Genomic DNA, 19793 nt, shown 5'->3' on the forward strand with positions numbered 1-19793 from the left:
CGGACCTCTTTTGTTTCCATGGCCGCCCGTTTCACCGGGTGGAAGTCGAAGTAGACAGGGGAAACCGCCATGATAATCAAATACCTAGAGCGATTGAAACGTGTCGTGCTGATCACGTCCAACTTGGCCATCATGCTGATCGTGGTCGCCGCCTTTCTTGCGCGATACTTGTTTTCCTATGACCTTTACGGGTCAGAGGAAATCCTGCTCGTTTTCGCCTTCTGGCTATACTTTTTTGGTGCGGCATTCGGTTCCTATGAACAGTCGCACATCGAAGCCGACTTCGTTCAATCCACTCTGGGCGAACGGCCTTTGACACTCGTACTGGGGTATGTGCGCGACATTGTCGAAATCTCAGTTCTATTCGTTATGACTTACTGGTGCTGGCTGCTCATTGAATTTGCAATTGAGCGATGGCCAGTAACACCGGGATGGAAGATTCCGTTGGTCGTGCCGCAATCTGCTATTCTCCTTGGCTTTGCTCTGATGAGCTTTCATGCGGTCCTTCACTTCATCAACAGAATTCGTGGCAAGGAATCCCTCTAATGGATATCGCTGTTATTGCATTGATCGTGCTGCTTGCCACTCTGGTCATAGGTGTTCCTGTCCCCTTCGCCTTCGGTGCAGCGACTATCACGCTGTCATATTTCGGTGGTTACAGCCCGGACACGCTCATTCCGGTTGGCTACAGCAAAATGAATACTGTTGTGCTGCTGGCCATTCCCCTCTTCATCCTCTCTGGCGGGCTAATGGAGAAGGGCCGGATTGCTGATCCATTGGTCAACATCGCCGAAACGATTTTCGGTCGCCTTAGCGGCGGTCTTGGCGTCGCAGGTGTCTTGGCAAGCGCTGTCTTCGGTGCGATCTCTGGGTCTGGTGCTGCAACCCTTTCATGTATTGGAACAGTTCTTTTTCCAAAGCTCGAAGAGCGGGGATACCCCAAGGGACATAGCACTGCGCTGCTTGCTTGTGCTTCGCCGTTGGGGTTGCTGATCCCGCCTAGCGCGCTGATGATCCTCTATGCCTGGGTAGCCCAGCTATCGGTCTTGAAATGCTTTCTAGCAACGGTGGTGCCGGGCCTGATTGTGATGCTTTTACTTTCTATCACAAACCTTGTGATGCTGAGAAAGAACGACAACATTCGCCGCAATCCTCACATGCCGCCTGTTGAGGTCATTCGGACGACTGCATTTCAGACAACAAAGGCAACTCCTGCGCTGCTGATGCCAGTCCTGATCCTGGGAGGGATCTATGGCGGTCTGATGACGCCGACGGAAGCCGCGGGTGTTGCTGCCCTGTATGCAATCCCCGTGGGTTTCTTCATTTACCGTGGGCTGACGCTGAAACGGTTTGCCGACACACTCGTGGAGACAGCGGTCACAACTGGCGTTGTAATGGTAATGCTGTTCGTCGTGATGATCCTGAGCCGCCTCTTCATCTTTGAAGAACTGCCTGAGGTCATCTTGGATTATCTGCGTCTGTTGTCCGAAAACCCGCTGGTAATCATGCTGATGCTCAATGTCTTCATGCTGATTGTCGGAATGCTTATGGATGACGTTTCCGGTGTTCTGCTTTGCACACCGATCCTTTTGCCGATCGTCACGGAAATCGGCGTTGATCCCATCCATTTTGCGGCCATCCTGGGAGTTAACCTGGGAATGGGGAATATCACTCCGCCGACGGCTCCATTGCTGTATCTGTCCTCGCGGCTCAGCAAGTCTTCTATCAATGAGACCCTGCGTCCGACGCTGATACTTATTGCTGGCGCCTGGCTGCCTGCACTGCTGTTGACCACCTATGTGCCTGAGATCGCGATGTGGCTTCCTGAATTGCTGCTGGACTGAACCCCTCAATAAAACACTGCCAGCCCGTTGCCGCATCAGTTGGATGCTGGGCTGTTCCAATGACAAAGGAGCCTGAAATGAAATTCTGCAACCGCTTGTCTATCATCGATTCTCACACTGCGGGCGAACCGACACGAATGGTTGTCGGAGGATACCCGAAAATCGAAGGCAACACGATGGCGGCCCGAAAGCGCTACCTCGAAGAAAACATGGACTGGTTGCGGCGTGCAACCATGCATGAGCCCCGCGGACACCGTGATATGTTCGGGTGTATTCTGATGGACCCAGTTGATCCGGACGCCCATATCGGAGCGATCTACATGGACGGCGGCCGTTTTTACAACATGTGCGGACACGCTTCCTTGGGCGTTTGTGCCATGCTCGTGGAAACTGGCCAGGTTGAAATCACGGGGCGTCAGACGGAGGTTAGGATCGACACGCCTGCAGGCGTGGTCGTTGGTACCGTGCAAACCGATGACGCTGGAGAAATTGAGCATGTTTCGCTGATTGATGTTCCATCGTTCGTGTTCGATCTTGATGTGAAACTGGAGGTCGAAGGCTATGGCACAGTCACAGCCGACATTAGCTACGGCGGCAACATTTTTGTTATTGCGGCGGCGGCTGACCTTGGGATCGATTCGGTCGGTCCGGAGAACACAAACAGGCTCATCGAAGCCGGGGTGGCACTGCGGTCGGCGGCGAACCAGCAACTCAGCTATGAACACCCTGAACTGAGCCACATCAACCGGATCGACATCGCTATGCTTACAGGTCCGGTTAGCGGCCCGCATGCTGATGCGCGTAACATCGTCATTCTTGGGGACGCGCAGGCCGACCGCTCGCCGTGCGGCACCGGGACTTGTGCGCGTATCGCGGTCGAGTTCGCGCGCAAGCGTGTGGCTGTCGGGGAAATGTTCCGGCACGAAAGTTCGATTGGGACTGTTTTTGATGCCAAGGTGCTCGAAACCACGAAAGTGAGCAGTTTCGACTCTGTTGTTCCTCAAATCGCATGCCGTCCGTTCATCACCGCTTTCAGCGACTTCGTGTATGATCCGCAGGACCCTTTGCGCGGCGGGTTTACCCTCGGCACAGCCATGTGAGCCAATCAAGATACCGAGAAGCGCCTGGCGCTCCTCGGTCCCGTCAATGGGTGCGGTGGCATTTCAGGAACAGACGTAGCCGCCAAAAGAACTAAGGAAATCAGCAAGAGGACAAACCAATGATCGAACGGATGGAAACAGGCCAGCGCATGAGCAAAGTGGTCAAGCATGGCGACGTGCTATATCTTTGCGGCCAGGTTGGGGATGGGGAGACTGTCGCCGACCAGACACGCGATTGCCTCTCCCGTGTGGATGCGCTGCTAGAAAAATACGGCTCGTCCCGCAGCCACATGCTGCAAGCCATCGTATGGCTGGCGGATATGTCTGACTTTGAGGAGATGAACAGTGTGTGGGACAATTGGGCTCCCCAAGGGCATGCCCCCGCCCGCGCTTGCGGTGAAGCAAAGCTCGCCAGCCCCAGCCTCAAAGTTGAGGTGATCGTAACTGCTGCTGTGGCCGGTTAGTGCCGGCCCTCCGGGATTGCGCAAGATCTGAGGACCGTTGAAATGAAGGTTATCGTACTGGGTGCCGGCGTTATAGGCGTTACTACGGCTTATTTCCTGGCACGCCAGGGCGCGGAAGTGACGGTGATTGACCGTCAGCGCGAAGCTGGACTGGAGACCAGCTTCGCCAATGCTGGTGAACTTAGCTATGGCATGACTTCTCCGTGGGCAGCCCCAGGTGTCCCGAAGAAGGCGCTAAAGTGGCTGTTCATGAAGTACCGCCCTTTGATGATTTGGCCATTGATCAGCCCCTCTATGTGGTCCTGGGCCCTCAAGATGTACTCCAACTGCAACGAAGCGGCTTATCGCGTGAACAAAAGCCGAATGGTGCGGGTGTCTAACTACAGCCGGGATGCGCTCAAGGAGCTTACGGAAGATCTGCCTTTGGATTTCGATCTTCGGCAACAGGGGACGCTCCAGCTGTTCAGAAGTGAAAAGCAACTTGAGGCTTCCAAGCTGGACCAGCTGATCCTGGAAGAGTTTGAATCTCCGTTTGAGGTATTGGATCGGGAAGGCTGTATTCGGGCAGAACCTGGCCTTTCGAAGGTTGCCCACAAGTTAGTCGGCGGACTGCGCCTGACGTCAGACCGTACCGGGGATTGCAGGAAGTTCACCGCACAGCTGTCAAAGGAAGCTGAAAAGCTCGGCGTCAAATTCCGTTTCAATGAGAACTTGAAAGGCTTCACCCTGGACGGTGACCGGGTGACCACTGCAGTGACTGACATTGGGGAATTCACTGCAGATAGGTTCGTCTGTTGCTTGGGGTCATACTCTGCACGCCTGATGCAGCCGCTCGGGATCCGACTGCCGATTTATCCTGTGAAAGGGTATTCAATCACTTTGCCAGTGACCGACCCAGACGCGGCACCGCAATCGACTCTGATGGATGAAACGTACAAGGTTGCGATCACCCGGCTTGGCGATCGCATTCGCGTGGCAGGACAGGCGGAGCTCATTGGCTACAACATGCGTTTGGGTAAGCACGCAACCGACGCGGTTCGCCATGTGGTTCAAGATCTATTTCCGGAAGGCGGGGATGTGTCACAGGCTGAGAACTGGACAGGTTTGCGTCCCATGACACCGGATGGCACACCCATTCTAGGCCGTACCAAACTCAAGAATCTCTTTCTGAACACCGGGCACGGGACACTCGGTTGGACCATGGCCTGCGGTTCAGGAAAGGCGGTTGCTGATCTTGTTACCGGCAAACAACCGGAGATCTCCTTTGAGGGTTTGGAAGCCTCCCGCTACTAGATCTCCAGATCTTGGGTTTCTCAATCCTCTAACGAGAATACGCGCTGCTAGACAACTGGCCAGTCTGGCTCAGATTGAATGGGAATCTGATCACCGGCAGCAGGAAATCAATCAGAATATGTTGGGTAGGAATATGAATACGTTGGTTCCCAAGGGTGTGGCTCACATGGTTTTGGACGGCGATCCTGAAACCGAGAAGTTCGTCTTTGTTCTGCTGCCCGAGTTCTCAATGCTGACGTTTAGCGCCGCCATCGAACCTCTGCGTATGGCGAACCAACTGACACGCAAGGAGTTGTTCAGTTGGAAGATCCTTTCTGCTGACGGTTTGCCTGTGCGTGCGTCATGCGGAGTGCCAGTTGGGGTGGATGGGGCACTCGAAGAAACGGATCGCCATGCTCGCATATTGGTTTGTTCAGGCGGAGAACCAGAAGAAAACACTCCGTCAAAACTGGCGCCTTGGTTGCGCAAGCAAGCTCGAATGGGACGGCCACTCGGTGGCCTGTGTACAGGTGCCTATGCGCTGGCGCATGCTGGCCTTCTCAATGGGCGGGCATTTGCACTTCATTGGGAGCATTTGCCTCCGTTCCAGGAAAAATATGACCATCTCATTCCAGTTGAGCAGCTTTTTGTCATGGAACCAGGATTGTGGACATGTGGCGGTGGCAGCGCATCCACAGATATGATGGTAGAGTTTATCCGGCAGAAATTCGGCTCCGAGGTTTCCCGTGTTGTTCTGGATATGTGCTTGCACTCTGCTCATAGAGCGGCTGAAAACCCTCAGTGTTTATCCACTTCTGCGTCAATTGGCTCCAGAAATCCCAAGTTGCTTCGAGTAATCGAGCATTTTCAGAACAATCTGGGGAATGACCTGAACATGGAGGCCGTGGCCAGACAATCAGGGATGTCACGCAGGCACATGGAACGGCTTTTCTCGCAACATCTTCGTGTCACACCGTCCAAGTATCTCAAAGACTTGAGGTTAATGAGGGCTCGGTCAATTTTGGCGGAAACCAATTTGTCAATTTCCGAAGTGGCCGCGGCAACTGGATTCGAGACGACCACTAACTTCTCGCGTAGTTTCAGGGGAAAGTATGGAGTGTCTCCCGTATTGTTTGCGGTTGGAATGCAGCGTTGATTTGCCCTTGAAAACTGGTTCTGACCGACATCGCGTCAGCCCATATCCGTCGATACTGCTTAACTCTATCGAAAATAAGATTATGCAATCATCTCTGATCAAGTCCCGGGAACTGTTGTCACTTGTTCGGCGGTTCTCCGGAAAGCTGATGAAAGAAGTTTTCGCAGAAGGTGCAGACGCCAAAAGCATATGAAAAAGGAAACGCGCTTCAGCCGGCGGCGTTCTCCGCCCCCTGAAGGAAAGGTGCGGCTCGCGGTGAGAACCCGCCCTGAAAATTTGACATGCCAAGAGACGAGCCAAGATGACGGCCTATAACAACCTTTCCAAACTGATCCATATCGGGAATTTCCCCGAACTGGATACGGATGAAGGAAGCTACGGCTACGAAGGATCAACGGCTCCGATCATCGGGACAGTGATTTCGGGTCCAAGCGCAAATTCGCGGATTGTCGACTTTGACTATGATGATGCGGATGGTGATGGGCTTTTTGAGGCAAACCACCGTACGGCATCTGCTGAAAACGTTACGATTGATGGCGTTTCAAGCGAAGTAGATGAAACGGTTCTTGTCACTGTCCGCCTGACTTATGCGGATGGCTCCACTTCAACGGAAAGCATACTTGGGTACCAGCTTGAAAATGGGGAGTTTTTATCTTGGCGACCTCTTTGGTCGCATTAGCGGGCAATCCGTTTATTCTCTAGAGATCACCAACATTTCCGACACGGGTGATTACGGGCAAGTATCTGAGTACCAAGGCGGAGGAGACTACGATCTCGACACATTTTCGTTCGTTGAACTTCTGGATTATGAAATTGACGGGACAGCCTCTGGCGATTTAATTGACGGCGCTTACACCGGTGACCCAGAAGGCGACATGATCGATAACAGCGATCATTCCGACGGGTCCAACAGCGATTTGGTTAATGCGGGCGCCGGTGACGATACCGTCCAATCCGGACTAGGTGACGACACCGTATATGGCGGGACTGGCGACGACAGCATTCAATCCGGGTCAGGCGACGATACGGTTTACGGTGAGGGCGGTAGCGATACAATCGAAGGCGGCGCCGGGGACGACTATCTGTCCGGCGGAGACGACAATGATCGCTTTGATGGGCATTGTTGCAGAACTCCCTCTTGAGGCCTGACTACCCCTTTCCCCTCTGAGCTTAGGCGACACGGACGATCTCGGCGGCGCCGAGTGCATTGAAGCGGTTGATGAGGGCGATACGGATGTGGATTTCGGCGGTTTGGCGGTCAGGGTCTCGTGCAGCGATGCGCTCGCCGAATGCTTTCAAGCAGCGCATCTTTGCCTCGACCCGGCTCCGGGCGTGGTATCCCGTCCAGCGTTTCCAAAAGGCCCGGCCGTAGTGCCGGGTGGCGCGCAAGGTTTCGTTTCTGACCTGTGCCGCCGGGCAGTTTTCTTTCCACGGCCGACCATTCTTGCGGATAGGGATAATCGGGGCGGCACCACGCTCGATGATGGCGGAGTGGCAACGGCGCGTGTCATAGGCTCCGTCTGCGGTCACGCTGCCGATCTCTTCGTCCTTCGGAATCTGATCGAGCAGTTCCGGCAGAACCGGGCTGTCGCCGTCGCGGCTGGGGGTGAATTCGACAGCACGGATGTCAGACGTGGCAGCATCCATCGCAAGATGCACCTTGCGCCCCTCTCATTGATTGCTCTGCAATCAACTGCCGGGCAGCGATTGGCGCCGCCCCTGAACGCCGTGCTTGCGGGCCTGCCACTCGCCATCGCCAAGGAACTTGATCCCGGTGCTGTCCACCAGAAGGTTCAGCGGCCCATCGGCGCGGCGATACGGGATCTGGACGGCCAGTGCTTTCTGTCGACGGCACAGCGTAGAGAAATCAGGAACGGGCCAGTCCAGCCCCGCCAGGTGCAAAAGGCTGGCGACCATCCCGGCGGTCTGCCGGAGGGGCAGCTTGAACAGAACCTTGACAGACAGGCAGAATTGGATCGCCGCGTTCGAGAAGACCGGTGGGCGCCCTGGCCGTCCTTCATGCGGCGCGAGCCAGGTCATCTCTTTATCCAGCCAGATCAGAAGCGAACCGCGCTTCCTGAGCGCATCGTTGTAGCTGGACCAATTCGTCGTGCGGTAGCGGGCAGGTGCGGGCTTACTCATCGGCCCCGTCTAACCGCATGGATTCGTGATGTGAATCCTTAGCAGTAAGAGTTCTGCAACAACGCCATCGGGAAGTTCCAGGGGATGATGGCGCCCGCCACGCCGACCGGTTCCTTCACCGCCTTGGAGGTGAACTCCGCCATAGGCAGCTCGATATCCTGATCGCTGCTGTTGTTGAGCCGGGAACCTCCCGTTACCGAAGTCCAGAGCCTAGTCCCGTAGCGCGAAAAATAGACGTCCACTTGCCCAACGGATGGATTTAATTCTAAAGGGTGGACAAGGTTATGTAAAATCGATTATCGTGTTTTTGTCGATTATTAGGGCGGGGGCATAACTGCGAAAACCTGCAGATAGTAAACCGTTGCGCCGGATTCATGGTTTTGATGGGCGTCCTTCATTTGGTGTCCTCTTAAGCTTCCAGCGTAGTTCTGTGAGCAGTGTCCAGGCGCTCCAAAATCTTCGTTTGATGCTCTTTGAGTAGCAGGGGCATCCAATTCTTCTGGGAGGATAACTTGAAAAACTATGTAAAATGCCTGCTTGCCGGGGGGGCGTTGGCCCTTTCAGCTATTGTGCCTCAAGCCGTCACAGCACAGGGTTTTTCTGCAACCGAAGTGCAGACGCTATACGGTGACGGGTTTCTGCTGGGGCGTAACGGGCGGAACGAAACAAGCCGAGCGACAATCACTATCGACCATCTTACCGTGCGGAAATGGGGAGACTTGTTCTTCTTTGTCGATAACTTTTCCGACGGAGAAGGGAGCGGACGAAAAAGCGATCAGTATGGTGAAATCTACCTTCACTTCTCGGGCCGCAATGCAGGTCTTTCCTTCGGTGATGGTTTAATCAAAGACGTGGCACTTGGTGCCGCGATCAACCAAGGTACTGACTTCACCGTGGCACTGATCGGCCCGCGGGTCTCCTTCAACGTACCTGGTTTCCGCATTCTGAGCCTGGGGCTCTATGCCTATGACACTGTGACCGACCCGTTTAACCGCGATCTGGACACCACGTATCAGGCAACACTGGTTTGGAACAGGCCTTTTGAGATCGGCAACCAGAAGTTTCTGTTCAAAGGTTTCACTGATTTCATTGGCGAACGCGGGTCTAACGTAGACAGTCAAATTGTTTTCTCACCGCAACTGCGTTGGGATGCTGGGCACGCGATGGGTAAAAAGCCCGGTGTATTCCAAGTAGGTCTTGAGTACACCCACTTTGAAAACAAGTTTGGTGTTTCTGCAGCAGACGAAGATTCCGTATCTGTGTTTGCTGCGTTCAAGTTCTGAACCGGCTCTGCCTAGGAAAGTGTGCAGGACTAGTATCCTGCACACATTTCTTTCGGTGTGAGCGATAGCTGAACCGTGAACGTGGTGAGAAATCCTAAGCACTTCACAGCATTCAAAAAAGGAGAATATCCATGATCAGAGTAAGTCGTGAAATCCTGGTAAATGGCCGAGATGAAGAAATTCAGCTGACGCGCAGCCAAACCTGGAAAGGTTTGGGGATGAAGGCCAAAAACGCCGTTCCCTTTGTACCCTCAATCACCGAATGCAAGGTGATCAAAGAATGGGACGGCGGGTTCTTGCGCGAAGTTGTCCACGCTGGCGAACGTCTTCATGAAGCGATCACGTCGATCCCCGAACGTGTCGTCCATTTTCGCAGAATTAGCGATGAAACACCGGGCGATATTTTCAACGAACTCTATTTCAAAGACGATGGTCAGCTGGCCCTGACATTCACATTTGCCCTCGACATCCCAGGAGTTGAAGCAGGCTCCAAAGAAGCTGATGCTCTTGCGGACGAACTTGAGCGCTCTTACCTGGCCTCAGTTCAAGCCACGCTGGACCATCTGCGAACTTTGGCAAAAGCCGGCGAAATCTAGATCCTGAACTATCCCATGCTTCGGCCTTTGTATTTTGTTTGGCCGAAGCATAAGCGTAATTTGACTGGTGAGTGATCGACGCTTCGGCCTTCAGCTCCAACCGACGTCCTCCAATTCATAGGAACCTAGCGACATGGATACCAATAGTGTGCCGGAACTGGCACCTGCCGTTTTGATTTTCGGACTTGCGGCATGGATCAGCCTTACCGCGTACAATAATCTACGCTCGTTTGGTCATGGTGCCGGCTACGTTGGGCACATTCTGAAGATGGAAGGCCTTCGGATGGATGGCATACCAGACAGTCCGCTGACGTCACGTGCACAACACGATCCAAGGCTCCATCGTATTGGGATCTCTGGAATCATTTTGATACAGGCAATCTCAGGTGCCTTTCTTTGGATTGCCCTCATCAACTATGGGTTAACAACGCCACTTATTGACCCTGTCGCGATGGCGTCTTTGGCGTTGACTGTGTTCATGGCAATGACATTTGTCCTGCTGTTAGGCGGAAGCTGGTATGCATTCTACATTTACCTTGAGCAGTCCCAGATCATGCATTTCATGATGATTGCTGTCGCAATCGGCGGCCTAATCCTGCTCAAGCTTTAGGTATCGCCTTTCATATCTCTACCGGGTTCTCTGCGTTCGATTGTGCCAAGCGGATGCAATAAGCTCACCCAGTCCGCCAGGGCTGGCGATCATCACAACAATCGCCGCCGCGCCGAGCAAGATAAGATAGAGCGCGCCATAATCAGCAAAAACTGTGCGCAACGCGAAATACACAATTGTTCCAAGCAATGGCCCCCAAACCCGGCCCTGCGGCATAGGCAACGCTGAAGGCTGCGCTGTATCTCAGTCCGGGCCCGGGTGCTGCTTCGAGAATGCTTGACACTTCCTCGGCGCTCAGCACCACAGGGATCTTCTTGGCAGCTCGCTGATACCGCATATGTCGCTTCATCTCGGGCCTTAGGCAAGTCGTTGCGTAGAAGAAATCCGCGCCGCTGCCGTCCCGCTATCCAGTCGAATGGTGACCCTGCCATGGATGATCTCGACGGCAACAGTCGACGTGACCGCCGACGGCGCGTCCACAGGCTCGATCGCCACAGGGGCAAAATCCGCCCCCGCCAGATCGGGGACTGAACCGCACCGGGAATGCTGGAGGCTGATTGCAGTTAGTTACGCGGCTTGCTCCTCAGTTTCCATAGCCGCATAGAAATTGAGCTCTGCTTCTGCCGACGGAATATTCCCGATAGGCTCGAGCAGACGGCGGTTGTTGAACCAGTCCACGCATTCGCGTGTTGCGTACTCCACGGCCCCGAAATTGCGCCATTCGCAGATAATTCGGGTTTGATGCCTCGGATAGTCGCTACAAATTCGGGCTGAAAATCACTATGACTGAAAGCCGAGCCGATTATAGTTGCTAGGTGTTTAGTCCCGGGGTGTGGTGGGTTGGATCGACGATGAACCGCTGCGGCTCTTTCGTCCAGGTTTTGCATATGTATTCAAACGGTGTGAAGCCATTCAACGTCTTCAAGCGACGTGCGTAATTGTAGGCTGCAATGAACGCATCAATGTGGTTTCCCAACTCGGCATCGGTCTCGTAGTGATATCGCTTAACCGTCGCCTCCTTGATCGTTCGGTTCATCCGCTCGACCTGACCATTTGTCCATGGATGGTTGATCTTCGTCAGCCGGTGCTCGATGCCGTTTGACGTGCAGACTCGTCCAAAGATATGCGCCATGGCATGTCGGTCCTGCTGCCGATTGGCGAATTGCACGCCGTTATCCGTAAGAATGGTGTGAATCCGATAGGGCAGAGCGGTGATGAGATTGCGTAAGAACTGAGCCGCTGCCATCTTTCCGGCCTTCTTGTGCAACTCGACATAGGCAAATTTCGATGTCCGGTCGATGGCGACGAACAGGTAGATCTTTCCTTCGCCAGAACGGGCTTCCGCGATGTCGATATGGAAATAGCCGATGGGGTAGACCTTGAACTTCCGCTTTGGTTTCGTTCCTTCGACGTCGGGCAACCGGCTGATGCCGTGGCGCTGCAGGCAACGATGCAGCGAAGAGCGCGTGAGATGAGGGATCGACGGCTGCAACGCATAGAGGCAGTCATCCAGTGGCAGCAGCGTGTGGCGCCGAAAGGCAACGACAGCCGCTTCCTCTTCCAGGCTTAGCGCCGTGGACCGTGCCACCTTCGGGCCCATCCGCGCGTCCTCGACACGCTCCCGCTTCCGCCACTTCGCCACCGTCTTGACGTTGATCCCGAGATCCCGGCTCAGCGCCGCGTTCGAAGCTTTCGATCGCTGTATGAGAGCTCGGATCGAGTGCGTGGTCGTGGCGCTGCTGTGAAGAAATTGTCCCATAGGGCGTCCTTCTGATGGTCACAAATTTGTAGACCACCACACCCAGGGACTAAACAACTAGCAGCTTGGCAGCCTTGCGTGCGGCTTCTGTTTGATTTGGTCTATTCCCAGTCAGGCTCTGTTGCTGCCCAGTCCGCATATCGCAGTGAAGCCAAACGCAGTGTGCTGTCTGTATCATATTTTTGCGCGAGAGTTTGAAAGCGTGCAGCCGGATCGGATAGATCCGGCGGGATTGTTTCTGTCAGAAGCTGCATCGGGAAAGCACCTTCGCGAATTCGCTCATGAACATCATCAGTTCCCAAACGAAGACTCAGATCCATTGCAATTGCACCCGATCCATAAAACCGGCCGAACCCAAATTCACTTTTGATCTCGCCCTGGCGATAAGGCCCATTCAGATAGCTCTTTATTTCTTGAGGAAATGCCCCCGGCAGTCGATCCTCAAGGAATTTTGCCGTGCCTTCAATGCGTTCCTGCTGGTCGTCAAGTGTCGTGATTTCGAATCTCTGCGCCCGGTAGTGCCGTATGTCGACCAATTCCTGAGCTAGTTGATGAAGGCTTTCATCATCTAGGGTATCGCTGATATGACTCAATACCGCGTTCTCAATGAGAATCGAATAAAGATGCTCCGCACTATAGTCGTACTGAGTCAGCTCCCCGTCCTCGATATCTGCAAAATGGTCAATCTGAAACCGGTGAAAGGCTTCGTGAATAAAGTAGTGGACGAACTCCGGATCAGAGGCGCAGAAAAGAAACTCTCCCCCACATTCAGAGGCAATTACAAAGGTCGGCACGCCGGCGACCGGCAGAACAAACCTAAAGGGGTCAATCAGATCCGGGGCGATGGCGGGATCCGGATCTGAGATCAGGCGAATATCTGCGTATTCCAGGTTGGTCTGCTGCACGGTTCCAACGCCTGCGGGATTTGGGTGATCAACAGTCATGACTGCAATTACTTGCTTGCTGGTGTCATGAACCACAACCACCTTGGGTAGGTCCTTCAAAACCAGACCCGGCCAGACTGCTTCAGCAACCTCAGCCGAGGCTTTATAGTTGGCCGCAAAAGTTTGCATCAGCGCGGCTGAATTCCACTTACGAGTGTCCTGCTGCTGCGCGGCGGCAGCAGGAGCAAAAAGCGTAAGCGCGATCATTGCAAGGCTGGGAATGACTGGGAGGAAGGATTTCATAGCTGTCCACGCAATAGGGTTTTTGCAGTCCGTCTTAGGAAAGATCACGACAGGGCTGAGCAGCCTCATCCGCCTCGTCCCGCTTGATTGTTACCGTATCATTGATCTGGAGCCTAGCTGGCATTGGGCGCGAACCAGTGGCGCGCCGTTGGCCTGTTGGCTCGATTACCTGCATCAGCGGCAAGAGGCGTGCTTCACAACGCCGGTTCGCAGGGCAGTGTCAAGCCGGGCCTGCCTGCCCGATCAGCACTTCAACCTGCGCAAAACCGGGACAATCTTCTGAGACTGCGCCCGCCTGTTTGCCACTCTGATCTCCGTTTTCGAAGCATCGCAGCGGACGAGTTCAGCCGGTCAGGCGCAGCCCCGGTTTCAGCGTTAATCAGCCCGTGGCTGATGTCTCCAGCCGCTGTTCCACAATTCGGGCCAGCACCGATGCGCCAACAGGAATGATTGATGGATCGAATACATAGCTTGGGTTGTGCAGTGGGATGTTTCCCGCATGCCCGATCCGGCAATAGGCACCAGGAACAACTTTCAGTATGTCAGCAAAATCTTCCGACCCTGTCGCCTGGCCGGTCGTTTCGATCGCGTTTTCGGACCCGACAATCTCGCTGGCAGCCTCTAAATAGGCATCCGACAGGTCGCCATCGTTCACAAGAACGTCGAAAATTTCGCGGAACTCTGCATCGATTTCCACGCCATGGGCAAGCGCCATTCCCGCACAAAGCTCCTGCACCCGGCGCTGTGCAAGCGCGCGGACCTTGTCCGAGAAAAACCGCAGCGTCCCGCTGAGTTCCGCGGTGTCCGGGATAACATTGTAGGCTGAGCCCGAGTTGATCTGGGTTACCGACAGCACGCAAGGCTGGGTCGGCGGAACATTGCGGCTGACAATGGTTTGAAGCTGCTGAACCAAGGCCGTCGCGATCATCAATGGGTCATGAGCATTGCTGGGCATCGCAGCGTGACTGCCTTTGCCCCGCACTATGATATCAAAAAAGGACGCACCGGCCATTGCCGGTCCTTTGGTTATAGTAACCTTGTTGGACTTTCCGTTAGGGGAATTATGCATGCCATAGACTTCATCGCAGGGAAACTGCTCAAACAAGCCTTCTGAGATCATGCGCCGTGCGCCGCCAAGACCTTCCTCCGCGGGTTGGAAGATCAATACCGCGGTGCCAGCGAAGTTACGTGTCGCGGCAAGGTGTTTTGCTGCCCCAAGCAGCATGGTGGTATGGCCGTCGTGCCCGCAGGCATGCATCACCCCGTCGTTCTTAGAGGCATATGGCAGGCCGCTTGTTTCCTTGATCGGCAGAGCATCCATATCCGCCCGGATACCGACGCGGCGGTTGCCCTCTGAATTGCCGTGAATCAGGCCAACCACACCGGTATTGGCAAGGCCGGTATGCACCTCGTCGACACCCCATTCCTTAAGGCAATCCGCAACAATGCCTGCGGTCCGAGCTTCTTCAAACCCTATTTCAGGGTGGGCGTGCAGATCTTTAAATATTTCGGTCAGCTGGTCTGTGCTGTTTTCGATGATAGGAAGAAGGGGCATGGGTTCTGTCCATCGTTATGCGCGATTATAGAAAATCTCACGGGATGATTATCTTATTGCGGCTGAATTTTCTGTTTTTCAGCTTGAGGTCTCGAGCAGTTGCGACGCTCAATCAGAAGCTGAATCAATACAGTAGCAAGATCAGTTAAGACGATCATAGCGAGCTCGACATGCTTTTGGTGAACTCACAAATTTTTGCAGCTGCGCACCGATAGGATGAAGACTGGCGTAGTAATTCTCTGAGCCTAGCGTAGCCTAAAGACGACAGAAAAACTTGAACAAAAGGGGAGGTTGAACAGTAGCTTTGCGTTCTATTAAGTTCCATGGTTTTGCCTTGGCCGTTTCTAAGAATCGATTATCACACAATAACAAGGAAAAGTACATAAAATCGATCTGATGTCTTGTTCCCTTTACCGCCAGCAGATCCGATCCGCATTTCCGGACTTACAAAGGGCACCTCATCGCTTCTGGCAAGGCGCGAAAGCTGGTTACTGAGGCACTGCTCGCGGAAGCTAGCTGTTCAGTCCCGGCATCTGGTGGATCGGATTGAGGATGAATCGATCTGGCTCTGATGTCCAGATTTTGCAGATGTATTCATATGGCGTGAGGCCGCTCAGCGTCTTCAATCTGCGTGCGAAGTTATACGCATCTAGGAAGTCGGCGAGGTGGCTGCGAAGCTGATCATGGCTGGCGTAGTGATACCTTTTGACCGTCGCATCCTTGATCGTGCGGTTCATCCGTTCAACCTGGCCGTTGGTCCATGGATGGTTCGGTTTGGTCAGTTGGTGTTCAATCTCATTTGCTTCGCAGATCATGTCGAAGCGCATAGGCCGGGAATAGGCTGTGTTCCGGTTCCTGGGCTGTTCCGCGAACTGGATGCCGTTGTCAGTGAGGATGGTGTGGATCTTGTACGGCACAGCTTCCAGCAGGTGTTCAAGGGACTATCCTGAATTTTGTGCCCTGGCGTGGTAGCTCAATTTTGAGGAGACCCACGTATGAGCATAGACAAAGACCTGTTGGACCGGCTGATGGAAGGGCGTTCGCCCGGCGACCTTTTCGGCAAGGAGGGCATTCTTTCCAAACTGACCAAGGCGCTTGCGGAACGTGCGCTGAGCACCGAGTTGGACGAACATCTCAGCGAAGAGCGCGCAGGAGCCGCCTGAAGGCCAGAACCAGCCCGCCAATCGACGCAATGGCAGCAGCCGGAAGACTGTGGCCACGGACACCGGCAAGGTGGTTCTGGACATTCCGCGCGACCGGAACGGGACCTTTGACCCGGTTCTGATCGCCAAGTATCAGCGCCGCTTTCCGGAGTTCGACACCAAGATCATCAGCATGTACGCCCGCGGCATGACGACCCGGGAAATCCAGGGCCACATCGAGGATATCTACGGCTTCGAAGCGTCGCCCAGCCTGATCTCGACCATAACTGACACCGTGATGCAGGAGGTGACGGCCTGGCAGAACCGCCCGCTTGAGCCCTGCTACCCGGTGGTGTTCATGGATGCGATCCGGGTCAATATCCGCAGCGATGGCGCGGTCTCGAACAAGGCGGTCTTCGTGGCCCTGGCGATCCTGCCGGACGGCACAAGGGACGTTCTGGGCCTGTGGTTCCAGGCCAATGAGGGGGCCAAATTCTGGGCCAAGGTGCTGAGTGATCTGCACAACCGCGGCGTTCAGGACATCCTGATCGCCGTTGTGGACGGCCTCAAGGGCTTCCCCCAAGCCATTGAGGCGGCCTTCCCCCGAACCCAGGTCCAGACCTGTATTGTCCATCTGCTGCGCCATTCCATGAGCTTTGCCAGCTACAAGGACCGCAAGGCCGTCGCTGCGGCTCTGAAAGCGCTCTATACGGCCGTTGATGCCGCGGCGGCCGAAGCTGCGCTAACCGAATTTGAAGCGAGCGATCTGTCAAAGCGCTATCCGGCCATAGCGCCGAGCTGGCGGCGGGCCTGGAACGAAGTCATTCCGTTCCTTGATTATCCGCCCGAGGTGCGCCGGCTGATTTACACGACAAACGCCATTGAAGCGCTGAACTCGAAAATCCGCCACGCGGTTCGAACCCGCGATCATTTCCCCAGCGATGAGGCGGCAGCCAAGTTGATCTATCTGGCGCTGAATGCTACCTCAGCGGAGTGGAAGCGGTCAGTCCGCGAATGGCATGCGGTGAAAAGCCAGCTCGCTATCATGTTCGAGGAACGCTTCCCGTTGGCGTAAGAAAAGGCGCCAGGGCACAAAATTCCGTACTGTCTCGTGTTCAAGGAACTCCCAGGCCGTTTTGCGATTTGCTTTGTCGACCAGTTGCGCAACAGCGAACTTGCTCGTGCGGTCAATGGCCACAAAGAGATGCAGTTTGCCTTCCTCGGTTCTCACCTCAGCAATGTCGATGTGGAAATAGCCGATGGGGTAGCGCTTGAACTTCTGGCGTTTCGGCTTGTCACCCTCGACATCCGGAAGACGCGAAATGCCATGCCGCTGAAAACAACGATGCAGAAAAGAGCGGGTCAGATGCGGGATGGACGGCTGCAACGCATAAAGGCAATCGTCCAGTGGCAGCAGGGTGTGCCGCCGGAACGCCACAACCATCGCTTCCTCATCTTCGCTCAGAACAGTAGAGCGCGGCTTTTGGGGGCCGGTCTTCTGGTCCTCGACAGTCTGCCGCTTGCGCCATTTGGCAACTGTCTTGGGATTGATCCCAAGCTCCCGGCTCAGCTCCGCGATCGAAGCCTGCGATCGCTGTATTGCTGCTCGGACCGCGTGCGTGGTCGTGGCGCTCCCGTGACGAACTTGTCCCATAGTGCTTCCTTCCATTCCAACGAAAGGATCACACCATCAAACCGTGGGATCAAACAGCTAGCTACGGTTCTGAATACGATGACCCGGGTTGGACCCCCCTACAATGAAGCAGCCCCCTGAATCACAGTTGTTAGTCAGGAATTGAAGACTCCGGCAAACCCGGGGCGGTTCAAATGACTAAGGTGGCTGTGTCTGAGGCCGCATCGTTTAGCTCATCGCTACGGCGAAGACCAATGGCGCCGAACCCTTCGCCCATTTCAAGGCAGCCTTCGAAACCATCTCTTCAGATCACCCTGCCAATCGGCCGAAGAACTACTCCCCCTGAAACTTCCTGCCATCAAGGTGAAAGCCGGTTGCCCTCCAGGCGCCGCATACTGACAACCTGCGGCATGCCTGCGTCCTGATAATGAATTCGGCGGAGTTCGCGAAAAATGGTAGATCTGTCACGGCCGAGACGCTCTGCAATCACATCAGCGCTGACTTTGGCGGCGCGCCATTGCTCGATCTTGCGTCTTCCTTCCAGGCTGAGCTGCTTGTATGGTCGTTTCATCATTTGTCCTTTTGAGCGCCAACAGGCTGTTATCACTCAAAAGTCGCAAGTCGTAATAGCGCGCACCCGCGCACCTTACATATCAAAGTCGCTGTCCAGTATAGATTGAACTATTTCATATGTGTTCTGAAAATGTTGTGTGATCAGTGCACAAGCGTTCTCTTTATCTCCATCAAGTATTGCCTGGACCATCATTTGGTGCTCATCTTCAAAACTAGCCGTACGATTGCCCCCTTTCCTCGTCGACTCCCGCCGTTTGGTTGTGTATTCAAGGGATAGATTGCGATACCGCTCCATTTCGTCAAACAGGATATCCCTGAACCGCATTAACCAAGTTGACTTGCATGCACTGACTAGAGCCGAGTGGAACTCTTTATGGCAGCGGTTCCACTCGGCTGAAACACGGCCTATCTGTTCATTGCATTCGTAAGGTGTGCGCGCTAACCGATGGTAAGCGGCAATAACGTCACTTTCCCAGTTCTTGTCAGAGTTATCGATTGCATCGCAGATAGCCCAGCATTCCAGCTTTGTCCGCACATTGTTGAGGTCTTTGAGTCCAGCCTGTGAAACATCAGAAATGCGAAAACCACGCTGCCTTTCGGAGGTGATGAAACCCGTCGCCGCAAGTCTCGAGAGCGCTTCGCGTAGCGGGCTAAGAGAAACATCATAGTCTTTTCGCATGTCCGATATACTCAACTTGGTGCCCGGGCGCCAGCGACCTTCAATGATGTCTTTTTTGATCAAGTCATGTACGTCGGTCTTTTTGCTACGAGATTCAGCAAGATCGGATGGCAGTCTACTCACGGCTATTGCTTTCTTCTGTTTGTCGTCGGCGTACATGGTCGCTTCGAATGTCTATTGGAAGCCTCATAGCGCCTTTCTTTCTAGAAGGCAAAAATAGCGTAACAAACACCTGCAACCGCCGCCAATACTAGCAGCGTCAGCGCAAGTTTGTTCGACCCTGACTTGTTTTGGGGGCCGGATGGCGCAACATCAGAAGCAGATGGCTCACTTGCAGAGGACGGGCCTTCTGTGAGAGCCAGCTCGAATTCCTCAAAGAAATCATTGGCGAATTTTTTGACGAAACTGTCGATAACCCGACTGCCCAATTGGGCAATCTTACCCCCGATTTTCGCTTCGAACTGATAGTCAACCCGGGTCTTGCCGTCTTCTTCGGTCAGGGTGGCGCTAGCGTCCCCTGTGGCCATACCGGCGACTCCTTTGCCGCTGCCGCTGGCACGGTAGATTTCCGGACGAATGGCTTCAACTATGTCGATATCGGCGGCGAACTTTGCGCGTACGGGACCGACCTTGGCAGCGATTACCGCAGACAATGAACCGTCTTCGTTTTTGACAATCGACTCGCAGCCAGGAATACTGCGCTGCAGAATATCAGTATTCAAGAAGGCGTCAAAGACGGTTTCACGGGGAAGCGCAAGAAGGCGCGAGTCAGAGGATTTCATTTGAGAACTCCTGTCA

At 54.3% G+C, this 19793-nt stretch carries 17 protein-coding genes and 6 pseudogenes; 12 read left to right on the forward strand and 11 right to left on the reverse strand.

Features of this window, described 5'->3' with window-relative positions; genetic code table 11:
* The first annotated feature begins 69 nt into the window (after positions 1-69).
* From K3555_RS22540 to K3555_RS22575, 8 genes are all read left to right on the forward strand, one after another.
* Positions 70-546: a TRAP transporter small permease gene (locus K3555_RS22540; RefSeq protein WP_260009015.1), complete on the forward strand. Its 477-nt coding sequence runs from the start codon at positions 70-72 to the stop codon at positions 544-546.
* Positions 546-1844: a TRAP transporter large permease gene (locus K3555_RS22545; RefSeq protein ID WP_260009017.1), complete on the forward strand. Its 1299-nt coding sequence runs from the start codon at positions 546-548 to the stop codon at positions 1842-1844. The genes K3555_RS22540 and K3555_RS22545 overlap by 1 nt, the downstream gene beginning before the upstream one ends.
* A 77-nt stretch (positions 1845-1921) precedes the next feature.
* Positions 1922-2944: a proline racemase family protein gene (locus K3555_RS22550; RefSeq protein WP_260009018.1), complete on the forward strand. Its 1023-nt coding sequence runs from the start codon at positions 1922-1924 to the stop codon at positions 2942-2944.
* Between the two features lie 119 nt (positions 2945-3063).
* Entirely contained in the window at positions 3064-3408 is a 345-nt protein-coding gene (locus K3555_RS22555) for a RidA family protein (RefSeq protein WP_260009019.1), read from the forward strand.
* Between the two features lie 42 nt (positions 3409-3450).
* The gene (locus tag K3555_RS22560) at positions 3451-4701 is read left to right on the forward strand and encodes a D-amino acid dehydrogenase (protein WP_260009020.1); all 1251 of its coding nucleotides are present in this window, start codon (positions 3451-3453) and stop codon (positions 4699-4701) included.
* A gap of 133 nt (positions 4702-4834) precedes the next feature.
* A complete protein-coding gene (locus K3555_RS22565; RefSeq protein WP_260009022.1) occupies positions 4835-5836 on the forward strand; it encodes a GlxA family transcriptional regulator in 1002 nt (333 codons plus the stop codon).
* A gap of 301 nt (positions 5837-6137) precedes the next feature.
* The gene (locus K3555_RS22570) at positions 6138-6515 is read left to right on the forward strand and encodes a hypothetical protein (RefSeq protein ID WP_260009023.1); all 378 of its coding nucleotides are present in this window, start codon (positions 6138-6140) and stop codon (positions 6513-6515) included.
* Entirely contained in the window at positions 6457-6978 is a 522-nt protein-coding gene (locus K3555_RS22575; protein WP_260009024.1) for a calcium-binding protein, read from the forward strand. The genes K3555_RS22570 and K3555_RS22575 overlap by 59 nt, the downstream gene beginning before the upstream one ends.
* Before the next feature lie 28 nt (positions 6979-7006).
* On the opposite strand, the pseudogene K3555_RS22580 reads toward K3555_RS22575, so the two are convergent.
* Positions 7007-7978 (reverse strand): annotated as a pseudogene (locus K3555_RS22580) (IS5 family transposase).
* Between the two features lie 59 nt (positions 7979-8037).
* Positions 8038-8133 (reverse strand): annotated as a pseudogene (locus K3555_RS22585) (aldehyde dehydrogenase family protein); the annotation flags it as partial.
* A gap of 357 nt (positions 8134-8490) precedes the next feature.
* On the opposite strand from K3555_RS22585, the gene K3555_RS22590 reads away from it, so the two are divergent.
* The 3 genes from K3555_RS22590 to K3555_RS22600 all read left to right on the forward strand — a co-directional run bounded on the left by K3555_RS22590 (position 8491) and on the right by K3555_RS22600 (position 10467).
* Positions 8491-9261, forward strand: coding sequence for a hypothetical protein (locus K3555_RS22590; RefSeq protein WP_260009026.1), 771 nt, complete (start codon positions 8491-8493; stop codon positions 9259-9261).
* A 131-nt stretch (positions 9262-9392) separates the two neighbouring features.
* The gene (locus tag K3555_RS22595) at positions 9393-9857 is read left to right on the forward strand and encodes an SRPBCC family protein (protein WP_260009027.1); all 465 of its coding nucleotides are present in this window, start codon (positions 9393-9395) and stop codon (positions 9855-9857) included.
* 133 nt (positions 9858-9990) lie between these two features.
* Positions 9991-10467, forward strand: coding sequence for a DUF2165 domain-containing protein (locus K3555_RS22600; protein ID WP_260009029.1), 477 nt, complete (start codon positions 9991-9993; stop codon positions 10465-10467).
* A gap of 567 nt (positions 10468-11034) precedes the next feature.
* Here the strand turns inward: K3555_RS22600 and K3555_RS22605 are convergent.
* The 5 genes and pseudogenes from K3555_RS22605 to K3555_RS22625 form a co-directional block, all read right to left on the reverse strand.
* Positions 11035-11187 (reverse strand): annotated as a pseudogene (locus K3555_RS22605) (IS3 family transposase); the annotation flags it as partial.
* A 91-nt stretch (positions 11188-11278) separates the two neighbouring features.
* A complete protein-coding gene (locus K3555_RS22610; protein WP_260009031.1) occupies positions 11279-12226 on the reverse strand; it encodes an IS481 family transposase in 948 nt (315 codons plus the stop codon).
* Positions 12227-12327: 101 nt separating this feature from the next.
* Positions 12328-13482 carry a hypothetical protein gene (locus tag K3555_RS22615; RefSeq protein WP_260009032.1) on the reverse strand — a complete coding sequence of 385 codons (1155 nt, stop codon included), beginning with the start codon at positions 13480-13482 and terminating at the stop codon, positions 12328-12330.
* Positions 13483-13792: 310 nt separating this feature from the next.
* On the reverse strand, positions 13793-14968 hold the full coding sequence (locus K3555_RS22620) for a M20 aminoacylase family protein (protein ID WP_260009033.1): 1176 nt from the start codon (positions 14966-14968) through the stop codon (positions 13793-13795).
* Positions 14969-15480: 512 nt separating this feature from the next.
* A pseudogene (locus K3555_RS22625) lies at positions 15481-15906 on the reverse strand (integrase core domain-containing protein); the annotation flags it as partial.
* A 57-nt stretch (positions 15907-15963) separates the two neighbouring features.
* Between K3555_RS22625 and K3555_RS22630 the strand changes: the two are divergent.
* A pseudogene (locus tag K3555_RS22630) lies at positions 15964-17185 on the forward strand (IS256 family transposase).
* A gap of 36 nt (positions 17186-17221) precedes the next feature.
* Here K3555_RS22630 and K3555_RS22635 read toward each other — a convergent pair.
* The 4 genes and pseudogenes from K3555_RS22635 to K3555_RS22650 all read right to left on the reverse strand — a co-directional run.
* A pseudogene (locus K3555_RS22635) lies at positions 17222-17764 on the reverse strand (IS481 family transposase); the annotation flags it as partial.
* 337 nt (positions 17765-18101) lie between these two features.
* Positions 18102-18314 (reverse strand): helix-turn-helix domain-containing protein, encoded by a 213-nt coding sequence (locus K3555_RS22640; protein ID WP_260009035.1) that lies wholly within the window; start codon positions 18312-18314, stop codon positions 18102-18104.
* Between the two features lie 75 nt (positions 18315-18389).
* Complete coding sequence (locus K3555_RS22645) at positions 18390-19154, reverse strand: GntR family transcriptional regulator (protein ID WP_260009036.1); 765 nt, start codon at positions 19152-19154, stop codon at positions 18390-18392.
* Positions 19155-19198: 44 nt separating this feature from the next.
* Positions 19199-19777 (reverse strand): CoxG family protein, encoded by a 579-nt coding sequence (locus K3555_RS22650; RefSeq protein WP_260009038.1) that lies wholly within the window; start codon positions 19775-19777, stop codon positions 19199-19201.
* Positions 19778-19793: the final 16 nt, after the last annotated feature.

The organism is Leisingera sp. M527 (assembly GCF_025141525.1).
GTDB lineage: Bacteria > Pseudomonadota > Alphaproteobacteria > Rhodobacterales > Rhodobacteraceae > Leisingera.

Coding starts and splice junctions, on each gene's coding strand:
- K3555_RS22540 (WP_260009015.1), top strand. CDS start 70: ATGATAATCAAATACCTAGAGCGATTGAAACGTGTCGTGCTGATCACG.
- K3555_RS22545 (WP_260009017.1), top strand. CDS start 546: ATGGATATCGCTGTTATTGCATTGATCGTGCTGCTTGCCACTCTGGTC.
- K3555_RS22550 (WP_260009018.1), top strand. CDS start 1,922: ATGAAATTCTGCAACCGCTTGTCTATCATCGATTCTCACACTGCGGGC.
- K3555_RS22555 (WP_260009019.1), top strand. CDS start 3,064: ATGATCGAACGGATGGAAACAGGCCAGCGCATGAGCAAAGTGGTCAAG.
- K3555_RS22560 (WP_260009020.1), top strand. CDS start 3,451: ATGAAGGTTATCGTACTGGGTGCCGGCGTTATAGGCGTTACTACGGCT.
- K3555_RS22565 (WP_260009022.1), top strand. CDS start 4,835: ATGAATACGTTGGTTCCCAAGGGTGTGGCTCACATGGTTTTGGACGGC.
- K3555_RS22570 (WP_260009023.1), top strand. CDS start 6,138: ATGACGGCCTATAACAACCTTTCCAAACTGATCCATATCGGGAATTTC.
- K3555_RS22595 (WP_260009027.1), top strand. CDS start 9,393: ATGATCAGAGTAAGTCGTGAAATCCTGGTAAATGGCCGAGATGAAGAA.
- K3555_RS22600 (WP_260009029.1), top strand. CDS start 9,991: ATGGATACCAATAGTGTGCCGGAACTGGCACCTGCCGTTTTGATTTTC.
- K3555_RS22610 (WP_260009031.1), bottom strand. CDS start 12,226: ATGGGACAATTTCTTCACAGCAGCGCCACGACCACGCACTCGATCCGA.
- K3555_RS22615 (WP_260009032.1), bottom strand. CDS start 13,482: ATGAGGCTGCTCAGCCCTGTCGTGATCTTTCCTAAGACGGACTGCAAA.
- K3555_RS22620 (WP_260009033.1), bottom strand. CDS start 14,968: ATGCCCCTTCTTCCTATCATCGAAAACAGCACAGACCAGCTGACCGAA.
- K3555_RS22640 (WP_260009035.1), bottom strand. CDS start 18,314: ATGAAACGACCATACAAGCAGCTCAGCCTGGAAGGAAGACGCAAGATC.
- K3555_RS22645 (WP_260009036.1), bottom strand. CDS start 19,154: ATGTACGCCGACGACAAACAGAAGAAAGCAATAGCCGTGAGTAGACTG.
- K3555_RS22650 (WP_260009038.1), bottom strand. CDS start 19,777: ATGAAATCCTCTGACTCGCGCCTTCTTGCGCTTCCCCGTGAAACCGTC.